Raw genomic sequence first — 24,499 nt, 5'->3', positions numbered from 1 at the left:
GCCAATAAGAAAAACAAGCGAGACCTCAGATGTCCATTGCAACTGCGCAATACGATTACGTGGTAGTAGGCGCCGGCCCCGCAGGCTGCCTGCTGGCCAATAGACTGTCCGCCAACCCCGCCCACCGCGTGCTGCTGCTTGAAGCCGGTGGTCGCGACAATTATCCCTGGATCCATATCCCCGTCGGCTACCTGTTCTGCATCGGTAACCCGCGCACCGACTGGTGCTTCAAGACCGAAGCCCAGGAGGGCCTGCAAGGTCGCGCGCTGAGTTACCCACGGGGCAAAGTGCTGGGCGGCTGCTCGTCCATCAACGGCATGATTTATATGCGCGGTCAGGCCCAGGACTACGACGGCTGGGCCGCTGAAGGCAACCCGGGGTGGGCCTGGAATGACGTCTTGCCGCTGTTCAAACAGAGTGAAAACCACTTTGCTGGCAGCTCGGAGTTCCATAGTGACGGCGGTGAATGGCGGGTTGAACAGCAGCGGCTGTCGTGGCCGATCCTGGATGCCTTCCGCGAGGCGGCAGCGCAGAGCGGCATCGCCAATGTCAGCGACTTCAACGGCGGCGATAACGAAGGCTGCGGCTACTTCCAGGTCAACCAGAAAGCCGGGGTGCGCTGGAATGCGGCCAAGGCGTTTCTCAAGCCGATCCGCCAACGGCCCAACCTGACGGTGCTGACGGACGTGGAGGTAGACCGCGTGGTGTTGGACAACGGCCGCGCCTCAGCCGTGGTCGGGCGTCAGCATGGGCAGCAAGTCACGTGGCAGGCGCGCAAGGAAATCATCCTGTGCGCGGGCTCAGTCGGCTCGCCAGGCATTTTGCAGCGCTCGGGGATAGGCCCCGCCAGCGTGCTCAAGCCACTGGGCATCAATGTGTTGCACGAACTGCCCGGCGTCGGCGGCAACCTGCAGGACCACCTGCAACTGCGGCTGATCTACAAACTGGAAAACGCCCGTACCCTGAACCAGATCGCCGGCACCGTGTGGGGCAAGATGGGCATGGGCCTGCGCTACCTCTATGACCGCAGCGGTCCGTTGTCGATGGCGCCCAGCCAGCTCGGTGCGTTTGCCCGCTCCGGCCCGGAACAGACCTCGGCCAACCTTGAATACCATGTGCAGCCGCTGTCCCTGGAACGTTTCGGCGAACCTTTGCATGGGTTCCCGGCCTTCACCGCATCGGTGTGCGACCTGCGTCCGCAGAGCCGTGGGCGTATCGATATCCGCTCGGCCAACCCGGCAGACGCGCCGCTGATCTGCCCCAACTACCTCAGCCATCCGGAGGATCTGCGCGTCGCCGCCGACGCCATTCGCCTGACTCGACGCATCGTCGCCGCACCGGCCCTGAGCCGCTTCAACCCGATTGAGTACCTGCCGGGCGACGCGCTGCAAACCGAAGCAGAACTGCACGAAGCCGCCGCACGCATCGGCACGACGATCTTCCATCCGGTGGGCACCTGCCGCATGGGCAGCGACAAAGACGCCGTGGTCGATGCGCAACTGCGCGTGCATGGCGTGCCCGGCCTGCGTATCGCGGATGCCTCGATCATGCCGCGCATCACGTCCGGCAACACCTGTTCACCCACGCTGATGATCGCGGAGAAAGCCGCGCAGCTGATCCTTTCGCCGACTACAAGGAGCCTCGTCCCGGAGAAAGAACTGGTTCATGCAATCTGAATAGCGGCGCCGCACCTGGCGCCGACAGTGGAACAACAATAAATAATCACTGTGAGGGCTACCCGATGTCAGAACACGCTCAAACCCTGGGCTCGTCGATAGACGCGAGCACCAGCAACGACTCCAAGAAAGTCATCTTCGCCTCGTCCCTGGGGACGGTGTTCGAGTGGTATGACTTTTTCCTCTACGGCGCCCTGGCGGCGGTGATCAGCAAGCAATTCTTTGCCGGGGTCAACGACACCACCGCGTTCATCTTCGCCTTGATGGCGTTCGCGGCCGGCTTTGTGGTGCGGCCCTTCGGCGCGCTGGTATTCGGCCGCCTGGGTGACATGATCGGGCGCAAATATACGTTTCTGGTGACTATCATCCTCATGGGGGTGGCCACTTTCTGCGTCGGTTTGTTGCCGACCTACGCCAGCATCGGCATTGCGGCGCCGATCATCCTGATCGTGCTGCGCATGCTGCAGGGCCTGGCGCTGGGCGGCGAATACGGCGGCGCGGCGACCTATGTGGCCGAACACGCGCCGGCGGGCAAACGCGGTTTCCACACCAGTTGGATTCAATCCACCGCAACCATCGGCCTGTTGTTGTCGCTGTTGGTGGTGCTGGCCTGCCGTTACTTCACCGGTGACCAGTTCGAAGTGTGGGGCTGGCGGATTCCGTTCCTGTTTTCCATCGTGCTGCTGGGTATTTCCACCTGGATCCGCATGAGCCTGCACGAGTCGCCGGCCTTCCTGAAAATGAAAGAGGAAGGCAAGGCCAGCAAGTCCCCGATCCGTGAGTCCTTCGGCAAATGGGAAAACCTCAAGGTGGTGCTGATCGCCCTGTTCAGCATCAACGGCGGGCAAGCGGTGACCTTCTACGCGGCGCAGTTTTATGTGCTGTTCTTCCTCACCCAGTTCCTGAAGATGGACCCCGCACTGGCCAACATGCTGCTGATCATCAGCGTGGTGATCGGCGCGCCGTTCTTTATCTTCTTTGGCTGGCTGTCGGACAAGATCGGGCGCAAGCCGGTGCTGATGCTCGGCCTGTTGCTGGCGACCGTGCTCTACTTCCCGATCTTCAAAAGCCTGGCGCACTACACCAACCCTGCGATGGACCATGCCAGCCGCCAGGCGCCAATCACCGTGCTGGCCGACCCGGCCACCTGCACCTTCCAGTTCGACCCGGTGGGCAAGGCGCGCTTTGACAGCCCGTGCGACAAAGTCAAGACGTTCCTGGTCAAGCAAGGCCTGCCCTACAGCAGCGTCGCCGCACCCGCCGGCAGCCCGGTGCAGGTGAGCGTCGGCGAAGTGCGCATCGACGGCTTTGACGAAAAAGCCCTGCGCGGCGCCGTGACCCTGGCCGGCTACCCGTCTTCGGCGGATATGGCCCAGGTCAACAAGGTGATGGTGGTAGTGCTGATCGTGGCGCTGATCCTGATCGCCGCCATGTGCTACGGCCCGCTGGCGGCGCTGATGGTGGAACTGTTCCCGACCCGCATCCGCTACACCTCGATGTCCCTGCCCTACCACATCGGTAACGGCTGGTTCGGCGGGTTCCTGCCGACCGTATCGTTTGCCCTGGTGGTGTACACCGGCGATATCTTTTATGGCTTGTGGTACCCGGTGGTGATTACGGGTGTGAGCCTGATCGTGGGGCTGTTCTGCCTCAAAGAAACACGCCATGTCGATATCGATAACAACTGAGTGAGATTCAAGCAGGGCGCGGCAAGCGGCAAGCTAAAGCGATTGTGCTTTGCTTGCCGCTTGCAGCTTGCCGTTTGCAACTTGAAGCTGTACATCCATACAGATAATGGTTGCCGAATCAGCGTCGACTGAGCATGCTGCACCGCATCGACCCGATCTGATGTGACGACCATGCGGCTGTACCTCTGTGAAAAACCCTCCCAGGCCAAGGACATCGCGGCCGTGCTCGGCGCCGGTCGCCGGGGCGATGGATGCTGGCTGGGTAACGAAGTCACGGTCACCTGGTGCATCGGCCACCTGCTGGAAACCGCCCCGCCGGACGCCTACGACGCCAAGTACAAACGCTGGGTGCTCGCCGACCTGCCGATCGTCCCGGAAAAATGGAAAATGCGCGTCAAGCCCAAGACCGCCAGCCAGTTCAAGGCGGTCAAGCGCTTGCTGGGCGAAGCCCAGGAACTGGTGATCGCCACCGACGCCGACCGCGAGGGCGAAATGATCGCCCGCGAGCTGGTGGAGCATTGCCGCTATCGCGGGCCGATCCAGCGCTTGTGGCTGTCGGCACTGGACGACGCCTCCATCCGCAAGGCCCTGGCGGCACTCAAGCCCGGCGCGGAGACCTTCAGCCTGTACCACTCGGCCCTGGGCCGCTCCCGCGCCGACTGGCTGATCGGCATGAACATGAGCCGCCTGTTTACCCTGCTGGGACGTCAGTCCGGCTATCAAGGCGTATTGCCGGTGGGGCGCGTGCAAACGCCGACCTTGCGCCTGGTGGTGGATCGCGATCGCAGCATTGCCGATTTCGTCCCGGTGGCTTACTGGGCCATCGATGTGGACCTGCGCCACGCGCACATGACATTCACCGCACAATGGCGCGCCGCCGAAGACGCCTGCGACGATCAAGGCCGCTGCCTCAACCCGCAGCTCGCCCGTGCAGCCGCCGACGCGATGAGCAATACCGCCAGCGCACGCTTGATGAAGCTGCGCACCGAGCGCATGCGCGAGGTGGCGCCCCTGCCCTTCGATCTCGGCACGCTGCAGGAGATCTGCTCCAAGAAGCTCGGCCTCGGCGCCCAGGAAACCCTGGATATCGCCCAGTCGCTCTACGAAACCCACAAAGCCATCACCTACCCGCGCAGTGACTGCGGCTACCTGCCATTGAGCCAGCACAGCGAGGCCCCGAAGATTCTTGCCGCGCTGGGCCGCGCCGACCCGGCGGTGGCCGAGCTGATGCCCCATGTCGATCCGCAGCGTCGCTCGCGGGCCTGGAACGACGCCAAGGTCAGCGCCCACCACGGCATCATCCCCACCGGGGCCGGCAAGGAGGTGGGGCAACTCAGTGGCAAGCATCGCGCGGTATACACGCTGATTCGTGCGCGTTACCTGGCGCAGTTTCTGCCCAACCATGAATACGATCGCACCCAGGCGGATTTCGACTGTGCCGGGTTTGCGTTGCGCGCGGTGGGCAAAGTCATCATCGAACCGGGCTGGAAGCGCGCCCTGCCAGAAGCCCTGGCGCCAGCCAAGGGCCGTGAGGCCCCCGCACCGCAAGCCCTGCCGGCGCTGATACAGGGCCAGGACTATGCCGTGGCCAAGGTCAACCTCAAGGACCTGTGGACCCAACCGCCCAAGCCCTACACCGAAGGCGACCTGATCAAGGCGATGAAAAACGTCGCCAAACTGGTGGAGGACCCGCTGCTCAAGCAAAAGCTCAAGGACACCACCGGCATCGGCACCGAAGCCACCCGTGCCGGGATTATCCAAGGGCTGCTGGACCGAGGCTACCTGGTCAAAAACGGCAAGGCGCTATCGGCCACCCCGGCGGCGTTCAGCCTGATCGACGCGGTACCCCGTGCCATCGCCGATCCTGGCACCACCGCCATCTGGGAGCAGGCGCTGGACATGGTGCAAAGCGGCGAGATGAGCCTGGAAGAATTCGTCGCCAAGCAGGCTGCCTGGATGAGCAAACAGGTGGCGCGCTGCAATGGCATGCGCATGACCATCACCGGCCCGGCCAGCCCGGCCGGTCGAGGTGCAAGCCCTTGGAAAAACAAGCGCAAGGCAACCCCTCGCAAAGCCGCTGCCGGCCCCAAACGCGCCAAAAAACCGACAAATACCGGCTAAACACCGAAAAAAACCGGCGAATGACGTTTTTCGACGGGTTTAACGCCGCTTTGGACCTTGCTCCAGCGTGGGCCGTCTAGGATTCTTTAGGGACCCGCTGAATTCCCTATAACAACACCGGAGTGGCCGCCATGAAAACCGTCGCACAAGTGCTCAAAGCCAAGGATCAGAAAAACCAGGAGGTCCACACCATTCAATGGGATCACACCGTGTTTGAGGCGCTGGTGCGAATGTCCGAGAAAAACGTGGGGGCGTTGCCTGTCGTCAAGGATGGCGTGGTGGTAGGGATCATCAGCGAACGTGATTACGCTCGCAAACTTATCCTCAAAGGCCTGTCTTCAGTCACCACAAGGGTCGATGACGTCATGAGCAAGCCGGTCATCACCGTTGACACCCACAAGAGGGTGGAAGAGTGCATGAACATCATGACCGACAGTCACCTGCGCCACCTGCCTGTGGTCGAAGACGGCAAACTCCTGGGCCTGCTCTCCATCGGCGACCTGGTCAAAGAAGCCATTGCCGAACAGGCTGACCTGATCAAACAGCTGGAGCAATACATCCGCGGCGAATAGGAGACTCCATGCTCGACCCCCTGAAACGTCAGCAAGACCACCTCGACACCCTGCACCGGGCCATGGCAGACCGGCGTTTTCTGGTCTTGACCGGTGCCGGGATCAGCACGTCATCGGGCATTCCGGATTATCGAGACAGCGAAGGTGTGCGCCGGGGCAAGGCGCCGATGATGTATCAGGAATTCCTCGCCACCGCGCAGGCACGCCGCCGTTACTGGGCGCGCGCCATGCTGGGCTGGCCGAGGGTGCGAATTGCCCAGCCGAATAACGCGCATCGGGCACTGGCAACGCTGCAACAGCGCCAGCGCATCAGCGGTTTGATCACGCAAAACGTCGACACGCTGCATGATCAGGCCGGCAGCCATGACGTAATCGAGTTGCACGGCAGCCTGCATTGGGTGCTGTGCCTGGATTGCCAGCAGCGCAGCGAACGCGATGTAATCCAGCGCTTGATGGAAATCCGCAACCCCTTCCTGGCCGGCGTCGATGCGGTGCAGGCACCGGATGGCGATACCCTGCTCGACCCGGCGTTCGAGGAGCGCTTTCAAATCCCCCATTGCCCCCATTGCAACGGCCAACGACTGAAACCGGATGTGGTGTTTTTCGGCGAAAACGTCGCCCAGGCCACAGCGGCCAAGGCGATGGCCGCGGTGGAAAACGCCGAGGGTTTGCTGGTGGTGGGCTCATCGTTGATGGCTTATTCGGCGTTCCGTCTGTGCAAAGCGATGGTCGAGCAAGGCAAGCCCGTGATTGCCATCAACCTGGGCAAGACCCGAGGCGACGAGTTGTTGCAGGTGAAGATCGAGGCCTCTTGCGAAGCGTTGTTACCTCTGCTGGCCCAGCGGCTGGCCTGATTCGAGCCCAATGAGGCGTGCAAAGCGCGCGTGCTCACACCTCACACACGGCCTCTGCGCGTTGACCATCACTTCCAAAAAATGACGCTTGAGTCACGTATTCCCGCATCCCCCCGTCCCCACGCGGATTTATGTAGTGATCAAAAATAATCACTACATAATCGTTGACGTAACCTTTTTGTCCTTGCATGATCTAGACGTCTCCCGCATCGGGAGCGTTGGTAACACGTGTTTTGAAAGCGCTCGTCTGACCGCCGAGCTGTTTTTTCCGGATGTGCACTGCCCACAAGGCAGATTGATGAAGCTGACCGGTCCCGAAAGGGACAGGTACAAGGAGCTCAAACGCTGCTTGTCTTCGTTATGAAACCATTGCGTAGCAGTTCATCAGCAAAACTACATGCATCAGGTTCAAGACCCTGCCCGTATTCGGCAGACCGTCACTGACGCCCGGTTTTTATAACCGGAGACAACTAAGCAGTTTTAACGGAATCAACTGATAGATCGCCAACTGGTCAAGGGGCTTACACATGAATTTGAACAACCAACCAACTATCGATGAATTGGCTGAGATGTTCGCAGCGCAGAAAGACACTCTCGATGACCATGTCCTGTGGATTGGTAAATCGGGCGAAGTGCAACTTGACTGCCTGGCGCCCAATACCGAAGAGGCCGAGTTTGACCGTACCAACCGTGAACTGGCAGCGCGCCTGAGGGTGTACCGCCGTGGTCAGGGTTACGTCGGCAAGAAGGCCGCGGCTGATCGAAACTTTATCGAGCAGGTCTTTCATACACTGAATACCGAATGGCAGAACCTTAAAGGCCAATCGCAAGTAAAAGTAATTGATAGATACTGCTGATCATTGAGCATTTAATAGTTAAGCCCGCTCGTTAGTTCGAGCGGGCTTTTTAATGGCAGCCTTAAAACAGGCCAGGAAAACGTCCCTTCCCTGCCTCATCTTGGAAAATATCAAACAACACCTGCGCCGCGGCCGAGAGCTCATGTCCTGGTTTGGTCAGCACGCCGATCGGTCGTTCGATCACCGGACTATTCAAGGTGATGCAGTGGGCGCCCGCCTCCTCCATCTGCCGGGCACACAAGGCAGGCACGGCGCTGACGCCCAGGCCACTGGCAACCATTTTGCCGACCGTTGCCAACTGATGGCTTTCCAACGCCACGGGCAATTTCATCTGCAGGGCGCCCAAGTGCTCCTCCAACATCACCCGGACCGTGGAAGGCCGCTGCAAAGTGATGAACGGCTGCTGCAGCAAGGTCGCCCAATCGATCTCGGCACACTGCGCCAACGGTGAATCACTGGGCACTACCGCAATAAAGCGGTCCAGGTACAACGGCGTGAACGCCAGCGAGGAGCCCTGCGCCGGCTCAAATGCCACGCCCAACTCAACCTGTCGGTCGCGGACCATCTCGAGCACTTGCTCATTGATCAGGTCATGCACCGTCACATTCACCTGGGGGTAACGTGCGCGGAATACCTTGAGGATCGGCGGCAGTAAATTGCCTGCGAACGACGGCATGGCGGCCAGCGTGACCCGTCCGCGTTGCAGCGTGAACCGCTGGCGCAGTTCGTCCTCAGCATTGTCCCAGTCCGCAATCAGGCGGCGCGCCAACGGCAACAACGATTCGCCCTCCGGGGTCAGCGCTACGTTGCGGGTGTTGCGGCTGAACAAGCGACCACCCAACCCCTCCTCCAACCCCTTGATCGTCAGGCTAAGGGCCGACTGAGACAGGTGCAGGCGCTCGCAGGCGGCGGCAAAACTCAGGCTCTGGGCCACGGCCAGAAAGGCCCGCATCTGTTTGACCGTCATGACGCTGCTCCGAATTGGGGATCGACTATGCTGTTTTCTAAATCAATCAACCTTAAAAAACAACTTAACAAATCAATCCGTCGGCGCAACACTCGATCCATTGGCTGGCCCACAAACAATAAAAGAGGTGCATATGGCAGGTTTCGATAAACGCGTGGCGTCCTACGAAGAAGCGCTGGCAGGCCTGGAAGACGGCATGACCGTGCTCTCCGGCGGTTTTGGCCTGTGTGGCATTCCGGAAAACCTCATCAACGAAATCAAGCGCAAAGGCACCCGTGATCTGACCGTGGTTTCCAACAACTGCGGAGTCGACGGTTTCGGGCTCGGCGTGCTGCTGGAACAAAAGCAGATCCGCAAGGTGATCGCCTCCTACGTGGGTGAAAACGCGCTGTTCGAAAAGCAGTTGCTCAGCGGCGAAATCGAAGTGGTCCTCACACCCCAAGGCACCCTGGCAGAAAAAATGCGCGCAGGCGGCGCGGGCATCCCGGCCTTCTTCACCGCCACCGGCGTCGGCACCCCCGTCGCCGAAGGCAAGGAAACCCGCGAATTCAACGGCCGCCCGTACCTGATGGAAGAATCCATCACCGGCGACTTCGCCATCGTCAAGGGCTGGAAAGCCGACCACTTCGGCAACGTCATCTACCGCCACACCGCCCAGAACTTCAACCCCCTGGCCGCCACCGCCGGCAAGATCACCGTGGTCGAAGTCGAGGAAATCGTCGAACCGGGCGAGCTGGACCCTTCGCAGATCCATACCCCTGGCATCTACGTCGACCGGATCATCTGCGGCACGTTCGAGAAGCGCATCGAACAGCGCACCGTGCGCAAATAATCCGCCTCCAGCCCGAACAATAAGGACTCATAAAATGGCTCTTACCCGCGAACAAATGGCTCAACGTGTCGCCCGCGAAATGCAGGACGGCTTCTACGTGAACCTCGGCATCGGCATTCCAACCCTGGTGGCCAACTACATTCCCGACGGCATGGAAGTGATGCTGCAATCGGAAAACGGCCTGCTCGGCATGGGCCCGTTTCCGACCGAAGAAACCATTGATGCCGACATGATCAACGCCGGTAAACAAACAGTCACCGCACGGGTCGGTGCATCGATTTTCTCTTCCGCCGAATCCTTCGCAATGATTCGCGGCGGCCACGTCGACCTCACCGTGCTCGGCGCGTTTGAAGTGGATGTGCATGGCAACATTGCCTCGTGGATGATCCCCGGCAAACTGGTCAAAGGCATGGGCGGCGCCATGGACCTGGTGGCTGGCGCGGAAAACATCATCGTAATCATGACCCACGCGTCCAAGGACGGTGAGTCCAAGTTGCTCAGCCAATGCAGCCTGCCGCTGACCGGAGCCCATTGCATCAAGCGCGTACTGACGGACCTGGCGTACCTGGAAATCGAAAATGGCGCTTTTGTCCTCAAGGAACGCGCACCTGGCGTCAGCGTTGAAGAGATTGTGAGCAAGACCGCCGGTAAACTGATCGTCCCGGACCACGTTCCAGAAATGCACTTCCAGTGAGGACAGATTCCATGCAAGACGTCGTGATTGTTGCTGCCACCCGCACCGCCGTGGGCAGCTTCCAGGGTTCGCTGGCGAATATTCCGGCACCGGAACTGGGTGCCGCGGTGATCCGTCGACTGCTGGAGCAGACAGGCCTGGACCCGGCCGAAGTGGATGAAGTGATCCTCGGCCAGGTACTCACCGCCGGCTCAGGCCAGAACCCGGCGCGCCAGGCTTCGATCCTCGCCGGCCTGCCCCATGCGGTGCCCAGCCTGACCTTGAACAAGGTCTGCGGTTCGGGCCTCAAAGCCCTGCACCTCGGCGCCCAGGCCATCCGCTGCGGCGACGCGGACGTGATCATCGCCGGCGGCATGGAGAACATGAGCCTGGCCCCGTACGTTCTGCCGGCCGCACGCACCGGTTTGCGCATGGGTCACGCCAAGATGCTCGACAGCATGATCACCGATGGGCTGTGGGATGCATTCAACGACTACCACATGGGCATCACCGCCGAGAACCTGGTGGACAAGTACGGCATCAGCCGTGAAGCCCAGGACGCCTTCGCCGCCGCGTCCCAGCAAAAAGCCAGCGCAGCCATCGAGGCCGGCCGCTTTGCCGATGAGATCACGCCGATCCTGATCCCCCAGCGCAAAGGCGACCCGGTGCCCTTCGCCGTAGATGAACAACCGCGCGCCGGGACCACCGCCGAATCCCTGGCCAAGCTCAAACCCGCCTTCAAGAAAGACGGCAGCGTCACCGCCGGCAACGCCTCGAGCCTCAATGACGGGGCCGCCGCCGTGCTGCTGATGAGCGCCGACAAAGCCAAAGCCCTCGGCCTGCCGGTGCTGGCGCGCATCGCCAGCTATGCCAATGCGGGCGTCGACCCCGCCATCATGGGCATCGGTCCGGTCTCGGCGACCCGCCGCTGCCTGGACAAGGCAGGCTGGAAGCTCAGCGACCTGGACCTGATCGAAGCCAACGAAGCCTTCGCCGCGCAATCCCTGGCGGTGGGCAAAGAGCTGGAGTGGGATGCCGACAAAGTGAACGTCAACGGCGGCGCCATCGCCATCGGCCATCCGATCGGTGCCTCAGGCTGCCGCGTGCTGGTGACGCTGCTGCACGAGATGATCAAGCGCGATGCCAAAAAAGGCCTCGCAACGCTGTGCATCGGCGGCGGCCAAGGTGTCGCCCTGGCCCTTGAACGCAGTTGATTCAAAGAGCAACACTGGAAAGGCCCGGTTCCACGAACACCGGGCCTTTCCTTATCCGGTAGACCAGAAAAAACACCCTCCCACACAAGATCCTCTTTACCTGTCAGATTGAGGCACCGCAAACACCGCATTCGCCCGCGCCACCACCTTCTCGCCTACCTGCAGGCTCACCGTGGCAAACGCCATCTGCCGTCCCCGCTTGTGATGCTCCAGCCGCACCACGACCCACTCCCCGACCTGCACCGCCCCCAGATAATCCACGGTCATGCTCGCGGTAATCAACGGCAACGGCGGTTCACTGGAAAAGGCCATCGCATACCCCATGCCGATATCCGCCAACGTCGCCAGCACCCCGCCATGCACAGTGCCGCGCCCGTTGGCATGGCGATTGTCGGCGCGCAGGCCGATTTCCAGTTGCAGGCCGTCACCTCGGCAATACGCCGGGCCCAGCAGATCCAGCAACGGACTGCTGCGGGGCAACGAGACAAAACCTTCGGGCACAGTGTGAGTGATCATGATGAGTTCTTCCTTGATGTCAGGCTCAAGATGTACGCCTGCTCCCGAACCCCGGCCACCACCATCAGCCGTGCAAATCTTGCGCGATACTTTGCGTTAATCCGCCGGACCCGCTTTAATCGCCGCCAATTTCCCTCGCACATTTAAGGATCCGCAATGCGCCATCTGGACGGCAACCCGCTTCGCGTCCCGCTATTGATCTTGCTGACCGGCCTGGTGCTGGGCGGCTGCTCGCCCAAGGAGCACTCCCGCGCCGCCGCCATCAGTGGCGAACAAGGCCGGGCCGGCGCACAACTGGCCTACGAACACGAACTGACCCTGGCCCTGCCCGGCGCCCTGCTCGCGCCGCGCATGCGCGCCACACGCGAGGCCTGCGAAACCGCGCGGTTCGGCGCCTGCAATATCCTCGGCATCACCGAAGACAGCAACGGCGGCGAGATCATCCTGCGCATCGCCCCCAACGGCGTAGAACCGATGGTCGCCCTGGCCGCTGAAGGCGGTAAGCTCGGCCAGCGCATCACAACCGCCGAGGATCTGGCCGACGCCGTCGACGATGTGCGCCGCCGCCAGGACCGCCTGCTAGCCCAGCAACAACGCCTCGACGAACTGGCCAAGCGCAAGGACATCACCGTCAGCGACCTGATCGCCTTGAGCAAGGAACAGGCCGCCATCGAAAATGATCTGCAAGCGCTGGCCCAGGTCGCCGCCGGCCAGCAACGTCGTCTCGACACCAACCGTATCACCCTGAACTTCCGCTCCTCGGACGGCGCGAACCAACCGTCACGCTTCAGCCGGATGTTCAGTAACCTGGGCACGAATATGCTGGAAGGCACCGCTGACGCCCTGGAACGCGCCAGTTACGTGCTGCCCTTCGTGATCCTGGCGTTCCCGGTGGTCTGGTTGTGGGTGTGGCTGTGGCGCAAGTTTGTGCGCCGCCGCCCCTGATCAGCGCTTCATACAGCGCTGATAGCGCTCATCGACGCGCTTGGCAAACCAGGCGGTGGTGAGCGTGCGGGTGATCTTCGGGCTGTTGAGCACAATGCCCGGCAGGATCGCCCGTGGCATCGGCGTGCCGTTGGCCTTGTCGGCCAAGGCAAATACGCGTTTGTAGAGGGTGGTTTCTTCAAAATCCAACTGCTCGCCCTGCTCCAGTTGGCTACGGATGCTGGGGTTGCGCATGTCCAGCCTGGAGCCCAGAGAGCGCACCGCCAGTTCGGTGGTGCCGGGCAGCAGTGAGCCGTAACGAATCAAATCCCCATCCAGCGCCAGCTCAGTGCCCGAAGCCCGGCTGACTGCCGCCTGGAACGCCGCATTGCGGCTGGCGTACCAGCCGGCGTTGAAGTCGGCGAAGCGGTACAGCGGCTGATCGTAGTTCACTGGGTAACCGAGCAAATGGGCGATGCCGAAGTACATGCCGCCACGCCGGGTGAAGACCTCGCGACGAATCGTGCCGTCCACCGTGTAGGGATAACCCCGCGCCTGTCGCTGCGCAAAGTCGATGCTGACCTGCATGGGGCCGGCGGTATGCACTGGGTTAAAACCGCCAAACAGGGTGTTGCCCAGTGGCACCATGCTGATGAAGTCATCGAAGATACCGCTGAGATCTTTCTCGGTGCGCGCCGCGTTCAAACGGTCGGCGTAGGACTTGCCGCTGGGCGACTTCAGCTGCAGCGCGCTGCGCACCACAAAGGCCGGCACATGCACCTTGCCGGCCCGGCGCAGGATTTCGTCCTGGGCAATCTTGCCCATGTTCGGCACGGGTGGGTCGACCTGAAACGTAGACTCCTGCTCGGTCACCGCCAGCACGGCGCAAATATTTCCGGTGCTGGGGTAGATGTTCTGGGTGTCGAAGGCGGTGTAGATGTCTTGGGCCCAGCCATTGCGGTCCGCCACCTTGGCCGGCAGCAGGCGCAGGATCTGCGCTTTCACCTCGGCCTCGCTGCGCTCCGGCTGCTGCGGGCCGCGTGAGGTGGAGCAACCGGCCAGCACCAGCAAGGGGGCGAGGCACAGGATCAGGCGGCGTAGGGACATTGAGCTTCCTTGAAGGCGATAGGCCGGGCGTTGCGATATGGACCGGTAAGTCTGGCGTGGGTTCGCCAGGTTGCCGGGAACGTTCGGCCTGCGCCATCCCGCGCGGACACGCTTTTCCTCCGGTCGCACAAATACTGTGATTGACCCTACCGGTAACTTGAAGCTGTAGGACTGCTTAACCTGTAATCCAGCTCCTACGACGGCCCCCGCATTTACCCGAAGTTTTGGCGAAACCTCCTAGCCGTCCTGGCGAACAGCGCCGACTTCTTTACCTGATAAACCTCTCCAAAGTCTCTCGCCTGATCATTCAGTGCGAGGGACCGCCATGTACCTGTCCGTTAATGCCCTGCCCACCAGGGCTGCCTCTTGATTCCGGTTATTGCCAGCTTCGTTCTGGCGCCCATGGATGCCGACGCGCCGGATGTTGAACGCGTCCTGCGTGACTTGCGTAATTGCCTTAACACCTTCGACGACTGGGCCGAAAGCTTTTGGAGTGGCTCGGCGCTTGAGGTGGAGCAGGTTTTCAAAGTCGGCGAAGAGGTTGCGTTGATCGCGCCGGTCTCTTCCAGAAAACCCAGCACGGTCGTCGCCACGTGTGATGCCCAGGGGTCGATGACCCTGGTGCATCTGTTTGAAAGCACGCGCTTCGTGCCTATCGGCAACACGCCGGTAATGCTGCAGGCCATCGCCCGGGATGGCAGCCCGACGGGTCCGCCCATCCATCGAACCATCGGTCCCAGCGGCACGCTTGAAATCCAGGAATGTAACCGCGACCAACAATACCAAATTACGTTTTATCCCGACGTTTCCACGGATCACGTCAAGGCGCTGTATGCCTCCTATCAAGCGGTGATCGCCGAGCTGGAAACGGGCCTGCGCGATGAGTGGGCGAAGACCTTCAAGCCCCAGTGGGACGAGTTTGCCGACGCCCCGTCTTTGCAACGCAGCGCAATGCAAGGCGCAGCGTTTTCCAGCGGTTTGGCTCAGGCGCTCTACAACCTGTGGGACAACATCACGCAGGTGTATGAGCTGTTATCGGATCTACAGGCCAACAGCGAAAATTTGTTGGCGTACATCTCTCAGGCCGACCTCGATGAACTGCTGACGCTCGGCAGCGACGCCATTGCCCACGCGTTGCTGGTGCTGAGTGATGAGCCGCTGTTGTTCATTTTTATCTCGGCGATGGTCAGCTGGATACGCCTGCTGCCGCCGCCGCAGATGTTCGAATTGCTCGGCGAGATCACCGGCGAGGTCTTGATCAATCTGCTGCTGATGTGGGCGACGGCAGGCACGGGCGTGACGCTGCGCCTGGGTGCTCAGGCGCTGGGGGCCATCAAGTCCGCACGGGTGCGGGGGTTGTTGGAGCTGCTGGCCAGGCACCTTGTGAGGCCAGGGTTGGAACCGCATGTCGCAACGGCCAGGCCATTACTGCTGGGCAGTGCGTCGACGCCGATCAAGACGATTCCGGTGGCGTCGTTGAAGGCTGGGGAACACGTGGTTTCGAACCCTGTGCCGGCGGTTCGCAGCAAGGCTCAGCGCACGGTGTTGGTTCGGCAGGAACCTGTCGATGATGTGCCTGTTTCGGGGAAAAATCCCAAAGGGGATGCCGCGGCTTCTGCGGACAAAACCGTCACCAATGGCTGCCCGGTGTCGATGGTCACCGGGGAAGAACTGCTCACCCTCACCGATGGCGTTTTAGACGGGATTTTGCCGTTTGAGTGGACACGGTTGTACCGCACCAGCGCGGTGGAAGTGGATGTTGGGTTGGGGTTTGGCTGGAGTCATTCGCTGGCGCAGCGGCTGGTGGTTTCAGACGAGTCGGTGGTGTGGACCGACCATGAAAACCGCGCTGTTTCGTTTCCACTGCCGACTTCTGCTCGGCCGGCGATTACCAATAGCTTGGCCGAAGCCGCGATCTATCTAGGTGCTTTGCCGGATGAATTGGTGCTGGCCCAGGCGTCGCGCTTTTATCACTTTCGCGACGGGGTGCTGGTCTCGATCAGTGATGCGTATGACAACCGGCTGCGGATTTCGCGGGATGTGTTGGGCCGCATCGAGCGCCTGGATACCGGCGCCGGCCGCTCGTTGTGCTTGCGTTATGAACGGGACCGCATCGTCGCGGTGGACTACCAGGTTCAGCGCAGCAAAGACCGCCAGCCCTACGAATGGATTACCGAACAAAACGTTGTTTCCTACGCCTATGACGAATTAGGACGACTGGTCTCGGCGACCAATGCCGTCGGCGAAAGCGAGGTTTATCGGTACGACGAGCAGCATGTGATTCTTGAGCGGGGCTTGGCCGGTGGCGCGAGCTTCTTTTGGGAATGGGAGCGGTCCGGCAAGGCAGCGCGATGCGTGCGGCACTGGGCCAGTTTTGCGCAGATGGACACGCGTTATGCCTGGGGCGACGACGGCCGTGTCACGGTTCATAACGCCGATGGCAGCCAGGAAGTGTATGTCCACGATGACCGCGCACGGCTGGTGCAGCGCGTTGATCCGGACGGCGCCCAGCACTTCAAATCCTACGACGCCAAGGGGCGACTGACGGTCGAGCAGGATCCGCTGGGGGCGGTGACGGCGTATCAGTACGACGATGCCGGACGCTTGGTGGCGGTGTTTCCCGGCGATGACGAGCCGACATCCTACGAGCATGACAACGGTTTCGTACGGGTCGTGCGGCGTGGCGAGGCGGTTTGGAAATATGAGCGTAACGATCAGGGCGACGTGACGCGCAGGACCGATCCCGATGGTGAGGTGACGGACTACAGCTACAACAAATACGGCCAACTGACGGGCGTTTGGTATCCCGATCACAGCTGTCATCGGCTGGTGTGGAATGAACGCGGCCAGCTCATTGAAGAACAACTGCCCAATGGCGGGATCAAGCGTTACCGCTACGACGATCTGGGCCGCGAAATTGCCCGCGAAGATGAACAGGGCGCGCTGACCGGGTATCAATGGGACAGCGTTGGTCGGTTAACGCGTGTTGTACTGCCGGGCGGCGCAACCTGCGAATACAGCTACAACCCCTACGGAAAAATCACCGCCGAACGCGACGAACGCGGCCACGTCACCCGCTACGAATACGCCGATGGCCTGCACCTGATCAGCCGCCGCATCAACGCCGACGGCACCCAGGTCAACTACCGCTACGACAATGCGCGGTTATTGCTCACCGAGATCGAAAACGAAGCCGGTGAAACCTACCGGCTGGATTACCACCCCAACGGCCTGATCCAGCAGGAAGTTGGCTTCGACGGTCAACGCACCGCCTACGTCTACGACCTCAACGGCCACCTGCAGGAAAAAACCGAACACGGCGACGATGGCCGTCAGCTAGTTACCGTTTACCAGCGCGATCACGCCGGCCGCCTTGTACGAAAAACCCTGCCCGACGGCAATACCGTTGATTACGCCTACGACCGCCAAGGCAACCTCCTCAGCGTCGACGACGGCCACTGGGCGCTGGCCTACGAGTACGACACACAAAATCGCCTGACCGCCGAGCATCAAGGCTGGGGCACCTTGCGTTATGGCTACGACGCCTGCGGTCAACTGCAACACCTGCGCTTGCCGGATAACAATCGCCTGACCTTCAACCATGCCAAAGGCGGCCATCTCGCCACCGTTGAGTTGAACGGCACACTGCTGACTTCCCACCTTTTCAAAGCCGGCCAGGAACACCAACGCCAGCAAGGCCAACTCCTCAGCCACTACCACTACGACGACCAGCACCGCCTGCATGCGCACAGCGTCACCCAGCAGGAAAACCACCTCTACCAACGCCACTACGACTACGACAAAGCCGGCAACCTCACTCGCCTGAACGACACCCGCAAAGGCGAACACCACTACCGCTACGACCCACTAGGCCGCCTCACCCGCGCCGACCACTCGCAGGACCTGCAGGAACGTTTCGGCCACAACCCGGCCGGCAACCTGCTGATGCAAGACCGTCCCGGCCCGGACATCGTCGCCGGTAACCGCTTGATGATCCAAGGCGACCGGCATTACGACTATGACGCCTTCGGCAACCTCATCCGCGAACGGCGCGGCAAGGGCCATCAACTCGTTACCGAGTACCGCTACGACTGCCAGCACCGGCTGATCGGCATTACCCAGCCCAACGGCCAAACCGCCAGCTACCGCTATGACCCGTTTGGGCGGCGCATCAGCAAGACCGTTGATGGCAGAACAACGGAGTTTTTCTGGCAAGGCGACAAGCTGATTGCCGAACATCATGCCGATCGTCATCGCAGCTATCTCTATGAGCCCGACAGTTTCAGGCCAATGGCCCTGCTGGAAGGCTTCGGCCCAAGCGAAACCAAGCCCTACCACTACCAACTCGACCACCTCGGCACACCGCAGGAACTGACAGACCCAGAGGGCGAAATCGTCTGGTCCGCCCACTACCGCGCCTACGGCCAGATCAGCCGCCTCGACGTCGGAAAAGTCGACAACCCGCTGCGCTTCCAGGGCCAATATTTCGACCAGGAAAGCGGGCTGCACTACAACCGCCATCGCTACTACAATCCGGATATTGGTCGTTACCTCACGCCGGACCCGGTGAAGTTGGCGGGTGGGATCAACGCGTACAGGTACGTGCCCAACCCTACGGGATGGGTGGATCCGCTAGGGTTGAGTGGATGTCCCACGAATGACAGTTGTAACTCATCACTTGTAGCTACGGAACCGATGCTACAACGCGATGTTAATGAGGGTTCACCGGTTCAACCGGATGCCAAATCACGCTTCCCTAAGGATCCAAATGATTTAACAAACGTTTTAGGCGTAGATCCTAAAATATCCAGGACAAAGCACGACACCCTTCGAGTGGAATGGAGGCCCAACAGTGATACCCGAATTAGATTTGAAAGCCATCCTGAAGATGAAGGTCACTACGCACCAAGGCATCATGGGGAGCACTATCACGTAATACTTAAACCCAATAATTTGAGTTGGAAGCAGGCTGAGAAACAAAACCTGATAATTAAAGTAAAACCCGAAAACTATCATCCCGAACATGGAACTGGCTTTTTACCAGGCGAAAAACACCCAGGAACCTAACATGTCAGACTTCCCGATTTCCGATGGAACAATTGAAAAAATAACGTGTAGCAGAACCACCCTGCTAATGGAGTTCACGGACTGGCAAGAAAAATCATGGGAGATAACTTTTGATGATTTGATTGCTTTTCACGGCATAAGTGCTGTGGGAGCGGAAGTATGCGACATGTGCGAGGAACCAGCCTCAAGCCTATCGCATGAGGCCGAACGGTTGGGAATTGACGAAACAGGAACGAGCTACAGTTTCACATCAAGCAACAGTGGCGAGATAATTTTTGTTGTCGTCGCAGGCAGCTACAGCGCTCGAAAGTTGTATTAAAAAAATGGAAGCACGCTATTTCCCAAGAACACCCTAACCCATGGCGAGCGAGCTCGCTTGCGTTGGGCCGCGAAGCGATCCCGGTAAGGGTAGCGTATCTATTCAGGTACATCGACGCATACGGGTATGTGCCCAACCCTACGGGGTGGGTAGATCCGAAGGGATTAAGTTGCAAGCAAAGTAACTACCCTGAAGGCCCGTATGGCGTAATAGTTCCTGGCGGCGGCTTATATGCACATGAATCTGCGGGCGGGCACCTGATTAAAAAGTATGTTGGCAGAACCGATGAGCAACTCGCCGAACGTTTGAAGCAAGAGCCTAATGTCCCAACCGCCTCTACTTTTCCTGATCGTGCAACAGCCGAATCTATAGCTTCAAAAGTTCTTAGCGACAACAAAGCTAAGATAAATAAATTTCTTAAAGTAGATCAAAAAAATTGGTCATAACTCAAAAAACTCAAGAACCCGTTGGTGTAAGCCTGAAAAGAGGACTTCAGAAAACGGTTCCAAGAAAAGAAATTCACCTTATTATCCAAAGAGACAAAAAAATGCCAGACGGCTATAGAATCCTTACGGGATACCCAAACCCATGAAAAAGAATCTTCTCGAGCTGCAGCAATTTTTAGCTGGCTATTTTCATCAAGACTGGGTCGATGAACATAAAAACGCAAACGACGTAATTGCGAGCTTTATATCTGAAGCATCGGTAAAAACCATAGCGCAAGTCAAAAAAGAACTTAACACGTTAATATCATCCGAAAAATCCGAAGAAGAACTTCAGGATTTTTTGTTTTGTGACATGGGTTGCAACTACTACTACCCTCACGAGTGGAGTGATGGAATATCATGGCTAAAACATGTTCACTCAGCTTTGAGCAAAAATGAAATTTAAACGAATGATTAAGCTAATAGCCACCGACATTGCAGTGCATGCACCCGCCCGTCCAGCGGGTTGGTCAGTATGGCGAGCGACCGATGCCGAAAACCACAGGGACGCTTAGCTTGAAAGAGTGAAAACCACAATAGGAATTGTAGAACCGTATTCGCCAGGACCAAAAAATGAGAACCTAAATATCCTCCTGCTGCCACGCACTATATAAGCCACAAAGATCAACCAAATTCTATTTATCGAGCGCAGCTAATTCTCCGAAGAACATCTATGAAATCACGTGAAACAACCATCATCAACAACTGCATACGTGAAAGCGCAGTGATCGAATACGCTGGGGGAAAGCCGACGCTTACTCTATTGCTGAATAATGGAGAACGAAAATCCTACAGCACTGGACCTGTTCAACCGCTTTGATTTAATCCGAGCTGACTTGTAATAAATGAGCTTTCTTGTGCAAAGGCGCAAAAATCAATGTTCACACCTCTGGCATGTCCTCACATATGTCGAATGGGCTGATTGCCTACGCAACTGACTATGGAAAAACCCGATGGAGAGCTCGTGCACATTTTTGCTTACGAGGAAAACGACCTCACCAACGACATACAGTAGCAAGGTGACCAATGGACACAGTCTTCATATACAAAACCGGCATAAACCCCTGGCCCCACCCACATCCAACAGAAGACCAAGGGTATGTCACGACCACCTTTCTTAATCAAGACTTTGAAAGTGTATGGAAAACTTCACCCTCGCATTAGTGTTGAAACACGAGTGGCCAGTGATACTCACTTGGTACACCACGAGGGCTCCCAAATACAGCAAGACACATGAATATCTAGCGTTAAAGCGCTTTGCGAAAAGCTCAACACCCAAAGACATATTCAGAAAAAATAAAAACACCTCAATTTATTCAGGAGCAGAACATCTAAACAGCAATCCAGAACATATAGGCCCAAACAAGTTAAAGACATATCGTCGCCATGTAACCCTAATGACAAAACAAGACTACCAGACAGAGCTATTGTGGCAGCGACTAAGTCATTTAAAATGCTTCTCCACAACGAACGACTTGGAATTAATATTGGCAAATGAAGAAAATTTGGCATTGAGGTTTTATGACACTGAAACGCATGGCGTCGCTCAAGTCATATGTCATTCTATACATGCATCCAGACTAAAACATGCGATCAGCTCCTTAGACATCAAGGAAATCCCCCACACAGGAGTGTACGAATACATTCACAGTTAACGTCACCCAAATATTTAGCGTCAACATCGGATAAAGATATCCCGGCGTTTTCAAGGTTGTTGTCGCGTCAACCGTCTAACTATGCCGCTTTTTTCTCCACGTGCTGCTCCCGATCCGGATTCAGCAGTACCGTTCCTACTGGCTTCCAGTTTCGCGTTTGTCCTGACCAGCGCTCCGGGCTCGTCTTTCGTGCTTGTTCGTACAGTTCGTGCAGCAGCGCCGCTGCTTTCTCGCCACTTTCCTCTTCATAAACTTCCCAGCCAACGGCCTTACGGCTGTAAATATCCTCGATCAAATACAAGTAGTAATACTTGCCTCGTATCGGCGATGGCAAATACGTGATGTCCCACTACCACACCCGATTAGGCCCATGAGCAGCATGCGTCGTCGGGGCTGCGTGCCGCCGAGGTCGTTGGCTACGACCTCGATGTTGCTGCTGGCCCGCAGCCCGCAAGACCCGATAAAACGTCGCTTCAGACGCCAGATAACGCGCCTCGTCAGCCAGGCGTGGAACGATCTGGCTTGGCGTCAAGTGCGCGTAAGTTGGGCTGTTGCACAACGTCACGATAGCCTCTCGTTCCGCTTCACTTAGAGCGTTGCGCGGCACAGGGAGAAAGGCCGTCGTTCGAGCATCGGCTTGAAGTTCCTGGACCACTGTCCAGCGTTGCAGAGTCCTGAGCGACAGCCCCACTTCCTGGCAGGCCATCGCTTTGCGGGCACCGGCGGAGATTGCTCGCGATCATCTTTTAGCGCAGCCTTTTCAGGCTTCTGACCGCTGATGAAAGCCTGCCGCCAAGTTGCTATCTGTTCGGGATAAAGCCCTTTGCGACGGCAGTATTCGCCCAGATCAATTTCAGACAGACTGGCAGCCTCAAGGACGACGGCGAACTTGGTTTCGGCTGACCATTTCTCGTAGGGTTGCTTCGTGTCGGACACTACACTTCCTTCAGCCCTGGCTTGCTTGCGCCAGTTGGAAAGTGACATTTCGCTGACCCCTTCGCGCCGAGAAACTTCGGCCATCGTCAGGCTCTGCGGGGGAAGCAACATTTTTAACAATGTGGCTCTACGTTCTGGTGAATAGTACGACACGCGTAGTCTCTTTCCGCCCCCGACGTTTTTTCAGGAAACATCGGAGAGGCGACAACTATCCTGATACTGGGGATATACTAGGCGCCACCCCAGTAAAAGCTGATGGAACTTACGTTGGATATTCCATACCAAACCCCAACAGGTAATAAAATGAAAACCGAAAATATAAAAGCAATAATCAACAACAAACACAAACAGGTCACCGTCAAATATGACGCAACGAAACTCACCATGACATTTTCAGAAGCCGAAAACTTTAAAAAAATTTATGAAGGAAAAGATCTGTATGTTTGCTTCGCAAAAATCCGAGCAGATTTCCCGCATATAACATTTTTATGCAAAGGGGCAAAAATAAATGTTAAACCCTCAAGAATGGGTTCTCAAATGAGCGCTGGGCTTGTCGCATACGAAATGACGCTAGGCCAACATGCTACCAACGACAACATAGTCCATTTATTTGACTATGAAGAAGAAAACCTGACAAATAACCCACAGGAGCAAGTTGACTTCTTCAATAAATGGTTGGCGTCATTAGGTGCGCAGGATTACGAAAAATTCAACTAAGCATTGTTCAAAATAAATATGAAAGATCGCGTTCCGCCCCCTGTGATAAGTAAGCCCGCTCATACATGGACGCCCCCAGTTTGCCAAGCGGACGCCATGCAACTGGAATACGGTTTTTGCCAAATCAATCGAAACAGTCGAAAGCTTCATGAGGACGCTCCCTTCCGTTAAGTGTGGGTAACACTTTCACTTTGGCACATAGATGCCGTTAGGAAGGGGGCGTCCATTCCATTACCACAGGGGATAAACGGCGTCCTTAGACCCCAGCCAACGCCAAATCCATCGCAAAGTAGGTAAAAATCAAATCCGCACCCGCCCGTTTGATCGAGCCCAGGGTCTCGCGAACCACGCGGTCCTCATCAATCGCCCCCGCCTGGGCGCCGAACTTGATCATCGCGTATTCACCGCTTACCTGATATGCCGCCACCGGCAGGCGTGAGGCTTCTCGGATGTCGCGGATGATGTCCAGGTAGGCACCGGCCGGTTTGACCATCAGGGCGTCCGCGCCTTCCTGTTCGTCGAGCAGCGATTCGCGCACGGCTTCGCGGCGGTTCATCGGGTTCATCTGGTAGCTTTTGCGGTCGCCCTTGAGTGCGCTGCCGCCGGCTTCGCGGAAGGGGCCGTAGAGGGCCGACGCGAATTTGGTCGAGTAGGCCATGATCGGGATGTGGGTGAAACCGGCGTCGTCCAAGGCGCGGCGGATGGCCTGGACCTGGCCGTCCATGGCGGCAGACGGTGCGATCACGTCGGCACCGGCGCGGGCCGCTGCCACGGCTTGTCTGCCGAGGTTGACCAAGGTCGCATCGTTGTCGACATGGGCGCCGTGCATGACGCCGCAGTGGCCGTGGTCGGTGTATTCGCAAAAACAGGTATCGGACATCACGATCATTTCCGGCACAGCGTCCTTGATGATTGAGGACATGCGCGAGACCAGGCCGCGTTCTTTCCAGGTGTCGCTGCCGCTGGCGTCCAGGTGGTGGGACACCCCAAAGGTCATCACCGACTTGATGCCGGCTCGGGCGTAGCGCTCGATCTCGGCGGCCAGCTTCTTCTCAGGAATGCGCTGCACGCCCGGCATGCTGGTGATGGGCACAAAGTCGTCGATTTCTTCTTCAACGAAAATCGGCAACACCAAATCGTTGAGTGTGAACTCGGTTTCCTGGAACAAACCACGCAGCTCCGGGGAGCGGCGCAGGCGGCGTGGGCGGGCTTGGGGGAACTGGCTGGTCATGGTTTTCCTGACGTAAGACAAAAGACTTTGGGGCGAAAGCTTATGCCCCAGGTCCCGACAGCACAAACGCCGGGGGCCCAACAGTGTA

At 58.4% G+C, this 24,499-nt stretch carries 18 protein-coding genes and 1 pseudogene; 14 read left to right on the top strand and 5 right to left on the bottom strand.

The genetic code is table 11. The annotated features are described in order from the left end of the window. Positions 1–29: 29 nt before the first annotated feature. From KZX66_RS16625 to KZX66_RS16600, 6 genes are all read left to right on the top strand, one after another. A complete protein-coding gene (locus tag KZX66_RS16625) occupies positions 30–1,676 on the top strand; it encodes a GMC family oxidoreductase N-terminal domain-containing protein (protein ID WP_248081327.1) in 1,647 nt (548 codons plus the stop codon). Positions 1,677–1,741: 65 nt separating this feature from the next. Beyond that, entirely contained in the window at positions 1,742–3,364 is a 1,623-nt protein-coding gene (locus KZX66_RS16620) for an MFS transporter (RefSeq protein WP_248081324.1), read from the top strand. Positions 3,365–3,535: 171 nt separating this feature from the next. Next, positions 3,536–5,485 carry a DNA topoisomerase III gene (locus KZX66_RS16615; RefSeq protein ID WP_248081321.1) on the top strand — a complete coding sequence of 650 codons (1,950 nt, stop codon included), beginning with the start codon at positions 3,536–3,538 and terminating at the stop codon, positions 5,483–5,485. Between the two features lie 131 nt (positions 5,486–5,616). Continuing rightward, on the top strand, positions 5,617–6,057 hold the full coding sequence (locus KZX66_RS16610; RefSeq protein ID WP_116079640.1) for a CBS domain-containing protein: 441 nt from the start codon (positions 5,617–5,619) through the stop codon (positions 6,055–6,057). Positions 6,058–6,065: 8 nt separating this feature from the next. After that, on the top strand, positions 6,066–6,911 hold the full coding sequence (locus KZX66_RS16605) for an NAD-dependent protein deacetylase (RefSeq protein ID WP_248081318.1): 846 nt from the start codon (positions 6,066–6,068) through the stop codon (positions 6,909–6,911). 527 nt (positions 6,912–7,438) lie between these two features. Next, positions 7,439–7,768 carry a hypothetical protein gene (locus tag KZX66_RS16600; protein ID WP_248081315.1) on the top strand — a complete coding sequence of 110 codons (330 nt, stop codon included), beginning with the start codon at positions 7,439–7,441 and terminating at the stop codon, positions 7,766–7,768. 61 nt (positions 7,769–7,829) lie between these two features. On the opposite strand, the gene KZX66_RS16595 is transcribed toward KZX66_RS16600, so the two are convergent. After that, positions 7,830–8,735 (bottom strand): LysR family transcriptional regulator, encoded by a 906-nt coding sequence (locus KZX66_RS16595; RefSeq protein WP_248081312.1) that lies wholly within the window; start codon positions 8,733–8,735, stop codon positions 7,830–7,832. A gap of 133 nt (positions 8,736–8,868) precedes the next feature. On the opposite strand from KZX66_RS16595, the gene KZX66_RS16590 reads away from it, so the two are divergent. The 3 genes from KZX66_RS16590 to KZX66_RS16580 are packed head-to-tail and all read left to right on the top strand — an operon-like array spanning position 8,869 to position 11,454. Continuing rightward, positions 8,869–9,567, top strand: coding sequence for a CoA transferase subunit A (locus tag KZX66_RS16590; RefSeq protein WP_248081309.1), 699 nt, complete (start codon positions 8,869–8,871; stop codon positions 9,565–9,567). A 34-nt stretch (positions 9,568–9,601) separates the two neighbouring features. Beyond that, the gene (locus KZX66_RS16585; protein WP_248081306.1) at positions 9,602–10,261 is read left to right on the top strand and encodes a CoA transferase subunit B; all 660 of its coding nucleotides are present in this window, start codon (positions 9,602–9,604) and stop codon (positions 10,259–10,261) included. Positions 10,262–10,272: 11 nt separating this feature from the next. Further along, positions 10,273–11,454, top strand: a complete 1,182-nt coding sequence (locus tag KZX66_RS16580; RefSeq protein WP_135196844.1) for an acetyl-CoA C-acetyltransferase — start codon at positions 10,273–10,275, stop codon at positions 11,452–11,454. A 96-nt stretch (positions 11,455–11,550) separates the two neighbouring features. On the opposite strand, the gene KZX66_RS16575 is transcribed toward KZX66_RS16580, so the two are convergent. Continuing rightward, positions 11,551–11,970: a PaaI family thioesterase gene (locus tag KZX66_RS16575; RefSeq protein WP_248081303.1), complete on the bottom strand. Its 420-nt coding sequence runs from the start codon at positions 11,968–11,970 to the stop codon at positions 11,551–11,553. Between the two features lie 156 nt (positions 11,971–12,126). Between KZX66_RS16575 and KZX66_RS16570 the strand changes: the two genes are divergently transcribed. Further along, positions 12,127–12,915, top strand: coding sequence for a DUF4349 domain-containing protein (locus tag KZX66_RS16570; RefSeq protein ID WP_248081300.1), 789 nt, complete (start codon positions 12,127–12,129; stop codon positions 12,913–12,915). Here the strand turns inward: KZX66_RS16570 and KZX66_RS16565 are convergent, their stop codons facing one another. Beyond that, the gene (locus KZX66_RS16565; RefSeq protein ID WP_248081297.1) at positions 12,916–14,001 is read right to left on the bottom strand and encodes a DUF1615 domain-containing protein; all 1,086 of its coding nucleotides are present in this window, start codon (positions 13,999–14,001) and stop codon (positions 12,916–12,918) included. Positions 14,002–14,367: 366 nt separating this feature from the next. Between KZX66_RS16565 and KZX66_RS16560 the strand changes: the two genes are divergently transcribed. The 3 genes from KZX66_RS16560 (at position 14,368) to KZX66_RS16545 (ending at position 20,278) form a co-directional block, all read left to right on the top strand. Next, positions 14,368–19,068, top strand: coding sequence for an RHS repeat-associated core domain-containing protein (locus KZX66_RS16560; RefSeq protein ID WP_248081295.1), 4,701 nt, complete (start codon positions 14,368–14,370; stop codon positions 19,066–19,068). 1 nt (position 19,069) lies between these two features. Next, positions 19,070–19,387, top strand: a complete 318-nt coding sequence (locus tag KZX66_RS16555; protein ID WP_248081292.1) for a hypothetical protein — start codon at positions 19,070–19,072, stop codon at positions 19,385–19,387. A gap of 588 nt (positions 19,388–19,975) precedes the next feature. Further along, positions 19,976–20,278 carry a contact-dependent growth inhibition system immunity protein gene (locus KZX66_RS16545; protein WP_248081290.1) on the top strand — a complete coding sequence of 101 codons (303 nt, stop codon included), beginning with the start codon at positions 19,976–19,978 and terminating at the stop codon, positions 20,276–20,278. Positions 20,279–21,606: 1,328 nt separating this feature from the next. Here the strand turns inward: KZX66_RS16545 and KZX66_RS16540 are convergent. Beyond that, positions 21,607–22,616, bottom strand: a pseudogene (locus KZX66_RS16540) (transposase). Between the two features lie 114 nt (positions 22,617–22,730). Here KZX66_RS16540 and KZX66_RS16535 point away from each other — a divergent pair. Then, positions 22,731–23,180, top strand: a complete 450-nt coding sequence (locus tag KZX66_RS16535) for a hypothetical protein (RefSeq protein ID WP_348983818.1) — start codon at positions 22,731–22,733, stop codon at positions 23,178–23,180. Between the two features lie 256 nt (positions 23,181–23,436). Here the strand turns inward: KZX66_RS16535 and hemB are convergent, their stop codons facing one another. Next, the gene (hemB, locus tag KZX66_RS16530) at positions 23,437–24,411 is read right to left on the bottom strand and encodes a porphobilinogen synthase (RefSeq protein WP_248081287.1); all 975 of its coding nucleotides are present in this window, start codon (positions 24,409–24,411) and stop codon (positions 23,437–23,439) included. Positions 24,412–24,499: the final 88 nt, after the last annotated feature.

It is taken from the genome of Pseudomonas sp. EYE_354 (assembly GCF_023148575.1).
In the GTDB taxonomy this organism is placed as follows: domain Bacteria; phylum Pseudomonadota; class Gammaproteobacteria; order Pseudomonadales; family Pseudomonadaceae; genus Aquipseudomonas.
This window is presented reverse-complemented; position numbering and strand designations above follow the sequence as displayed.